Source organism: Chloroflexota bacterium, from assembly GCA_013152435.1.
Classification (GTDB): domain Bacteria; phylum Chloroflexota; class Anaerolineae; order DUEN01; family DUEN01; genus DUEN01.
The window spans coordinates 1-3986 of sequence record JAADGJ010000026.1 but is presented as its reverse complement, the minus strand read 5'-3'; the positions used below and the strand labels follow the sequence as shown (position 1 = coordinate 3986).

General features: G+C 65.7%; 4 protein-coding genes. All 4 read left to right on the top strand.

The features are described from left to right. Positions 1-98: carbohydrate ABC transporter permease (locus GXP39_03480; protein NOZ27101.1), on the top strand; the 98-nt coding region annotated here is incomplete at its 5' end. A 91-nt stretch (positions 99-189) separates the two neighbouring features. Continuing rightward, positions 190-1176: a Gfo/Idh/MocA family oxidoreductase gene (locus tag GXP39_03475; protein ID NOZ27100.1), complete on the top strand. Its 987-nt coding sequence runs from the start codon at positions 190-192 to the stop codon at positions 1174-1176. A 33-nt stretch (positions 1177-1209) separates the two neighbouring features. Beyond that, entirely contained in the window at positions 1210-2892 is a 1683-nt protein-coding gene (locus tag GXP39_03470; protein ID NOZ27099.1) for a DUF4127 family protein, read from the top strand. A gap of 459 nt (positions 2893-3351) precedes the next feature. Further along, on the top strand, positions 3352-3986 hold a 635-nt coding region (locus GXP39_03465; GenBank protein ID NOZ27098.1), incomplete at its 3' end, for a Gfo/Idh/MocA family oxidoreductase.

The following is a 3986-nucleotide window of genomic DNA, read 5'->3' as shown; positions in this document are numbered from 1 at the left end:
CGGCGTCGACGATGACGATGTTGCCGCCGCTGGTGTTGTTCTTCTTCACGCAGCGCACGTTCATGGAGGGGATCACACTGACGGGGATTAAAGGGTGATCGCCGTTTCTATTGGGGCATGGCGTCACCTTAACCCCGGCTGGATGACGCGCCCGGCCGGGGATTCTTCATGCCTAGAGGAGGAGGTCCCATGGAAGAGAAGGTGAGAGTGGCCGTCGTGGGCGCAGGGGGGATCGGCGGCATCCACCTGAGGGCCTACGCGCAGAGCGGGCGGGCCGAGATCGTGGCCGTGGCCGATGTGGTCCCAGAGGCGGCGCGCACCCGGGCGGAGGCCTTCGGCTGCCGGGCCTACACGGACTACCGCGAGATGTTCGACCGCGAGGTGCCACAGGCGATCAGCGTGTGCACGCCGCCCGTGGCTCATCGGGAGGTGACGGAGGCCGCGCTGGCGCGCGGGCTGGCCGTGCTGTGCGAGAAGCCGCTGGCGCGCACCGTGGAGGAGGCGAGGGCGATGGTGGAGGCCGCCGATCGCACGGGGGGCATCCTGATGACGGCGCTGTGCCACCGCTTCCACCCGGCCGTGCGCACCCTGCGGGAGATGATCGCCGCGGGCCGCCTGGGGCGGATCGTCCATTTCCACAACCGGTTCGCGTTCCGATTCGTCGGGGTGGAGCGCACCTGGTTCGTACAACCTGAGGTCGCCGGCGGCGGGATTCTCATCGATACCGCCGTACACTCCGTAGATCTCTTCCGCTTCCTGGTGGGCGAGGTGGAGAGCGCGTGGGCTCGCCTCCAGACTGTCCTGCCGGAGCTGACGGTGGAGGACAGCGCGGTGTTGCATGTACGCTCGGTGGATGGGGTGGACGGCGTGATCGAGTGCTCGTGGGTGACACCGGTGTCCGAGGCGGCCATCTGGGTCTACGGGACCGAGGGCGAGGCCATCGTGGATTACGCGGCGGCCGAGCTGCGCTACCGGCTGGAGGGGGATGACGACTGGACCCACGTTCCGGATGAGGGACCTGATCGCTTCGCAGGGGAAGTGACCCACTTCCTGGATTGCGTGGCGAGCGGGACGCGTCCGATGGTGGATGGCCGGGATGGCCTGCGAGCGCTGGAGATCCTGGCTGCTGGCTATCGCTCCGTGGAGACCGGATGCGTGGAGATGGTTGGCGATTAGCCGTTAGCGGTTAGCGGATAGAGGAGATGAAAGATGTCGAAGGTGGCGTTGATCCCTTTGGATGATCGTCCACCCAACTACGACTTCCCGCAGTACGTCGGCCGCATCGCCGGGATGGAGGTATTGTTGCCGCCCCGGGAGTGGTTGGGCAATCTGTGGCGTGGGGCCCAGATCGAGCGCATCACGGAGTGGCTGCGCGATCTGGCCTCCCAATTGGACGCGGCCGTGGTCGCCCTGGACACGTTGGGGTACGGCGGACTGGTTAGCTCCCGCATCTCGTACGACAGCGTGGACACGGTGCTTGGCCGATTGCAGGTGCTTCGGGATCTGAAGCGGGCCCATCCCGAGCTCACCTTGCTCGGCTTCAACGTGCTCATGCGCATCACTCGTGGCAACGCGACCGAGGAGGAGAAGCCCTACTGGGCCACGTATGGCGCCCGCATGTTCCGGCTGTCGTACCTGACCGATAAGGCGGATATGGGCGATGCCTCGTCGGAGGAGATCGCCGAGCGTGATCAGCTGGCGACCGAGTTGCCCGAGGAGATCGTACGGGATTACCTGGACGGCCGCGCTCACAATCATGCTGTCAACCGGGCGATGCTGCAGTGGACGCGCGAGGGGATCTTCGATTATCTGCTCATCCCCCAGGATGACACGATGGAGTACGGCTGGAACATCGCCGAGAGCCGGGCTCTGCGTCGGGAGATCCGGGCGTTGGGGCTGTCCGATCGGGCGATCACCTATCCCGGCGCCGACGAGATCGGGATGATCCTGCTGGCCCGCGTCATCTGCCGGGAGAACGGTCTGACGCCGCGCGTGTGGACGCGCTATGCTTCGTGTCGGGCGGGCGACGTGATCACCGCGTACGAGGACCGCCCCATGCCCGAGCTGATCAAGGCGCATCTGGCCCCGTTGGGCGGCGTGCTGGTCGGCTCTCCCGAGGAGGCGGACTTCTCGCTGTTCGTCAACTCCCCCGGCGAGGTACAGGGCGAGGGCGTGTTCCAGCTTCCGCTGCGCTGGAGCGAGGAGGAACTGGCGGAGCGGGTCCCTCAGGCCGCCCGCTGGATCGAGGAACACCAGGTCTCGGATGCGCTGCGGGCGACGCGGCGGGAGATGCACACCGTCTTCCGCGATGTGGACGAATTCGTGAGGGCCGCGGCCGATGAGATCTCGCGGGGAAGACGGGTCGCCATCGCGGACGTGGCCTTCGTGAACGGCGCCGATCTGGCGTTGGGAGATCGGCTGATGGAGGCCGGACTGGCGCCGCGGCTGGCCGGATATGCAGGGTGGAACACGGCGGGGAACACGTTGGGGACCGTGTTGGCCCACGCCGTCGCCTGGGCGGCCCATCTGCGGCGTGGCGGGGATCGCGAGGGGCTCCGGGCTCACCTGGCCTACCTCTTCCTGCGCTTCCTGGATGACTACCTCTATCAGGCCATCGCCCGCACGGAGGTGATGTTGGTGGATCTGCCCGCACTGGGGCTGGAACCCATGGTGTCCGAGCTTCCTCGGGATGTGGAGGCCGTGCGGGAGCGGGTGTCCGCCCGGCTGCTGGAGCGGGCGAGAGCCCTGACCGATCTCTTTCGCGAGGTTTCCACATCAGAGACAGGATGGCCCGAGATCTCGGAGATCTCAGTGCATGATATCTATCTCCCGTGGAAGCGCCTGTTCGAGATGGGCTGCCAAATTGAGGTTCGCTTCGTGGATGATCGTTGATCTTCGCCCAGAGAGAACAACATACGGATCCTGCTCTCTGGGGACAATGGTAGGAGCGATGCAGAAGCGTGGCCCCGTATCTCTGGGATGGTTCGGAGGGGCGGTAGCCCCTCCGAAGAAACCTATTTTCAAGCCCTCACCGGCCCCGTGGGGCCGGAGGCCACCGGTCAAAGCCCCAACCAGGCAGGGAAAAGGCGGGAAAAAGAGTTTCCCTGCGGAGGGGAAGCCCCTCCGTACCTCCCCTTTCAGGTGCGGCCGCCCGTGGAGGGAAAAAGCGGCAGGCGAGGGCCTCGCCCATGCTGTTCAGTTGATGCGAATAGAGTGACGCACGCGTCGTCCCTACCGAATTCATGCCGGCTCAGAAGTCTACTCGAGACGGACGACAGGACGAACATGTTTCTTTCGCCGTGCGAGGATGATGAGTTCGGAGTATAATCCAGCCAAAAGGAGCGAGGGACCATGGCCGATCCAGTGCGAATCGGCGTCGTCGGAGCGGGCAGTATCTCCATCCGAGGGATCCTGCCCCATCTCACGCAGGAGGATGTGCAGGACCGGGTGCGGGTGACCGCCATCTGCGACCCGGTGCCAGGGCGGGCCCAGGCGGCCGCGGAGCGGTTCGGCGTCCCCAAGGCGTTCGAGCGTTACGAGGATCTATTGGCCCACGGCGATGTCGACGCGGTCACCATCGCATCCCCCATCGGGGTGCACTATGAGCAGGGGAAGCTCGCCATCGAGCATGGGGTGCACGTCCACTTCAACAAGACGATGACGACGACCGTGGACGAGGCTGACGAGCTGATCGAGCTGGCCCGACGGCGTGGGGTCAAGCTGGTCGCTTCGCCGGGCGAGATGCTGCGCCCGTTGCATCAGGAGATCCGCCGACTGGTGGTGAGCGGGGCGTTAGGCGCGTTGACCTGGGCCGTCACCGGCGCGGCCTTCGGCCGATATCATGAAGGGGAATCCGTACGTCACGGCGATGACGTGCTCTCGAACATCAACCCGGCCTGGTACTTCCGGCGTCCGGGCGGTGGCCCGCTGTACGACATGACCGTGTACGGGCTGCACGTCCTGACCGGAGTTCTTGGCCCCGCCAA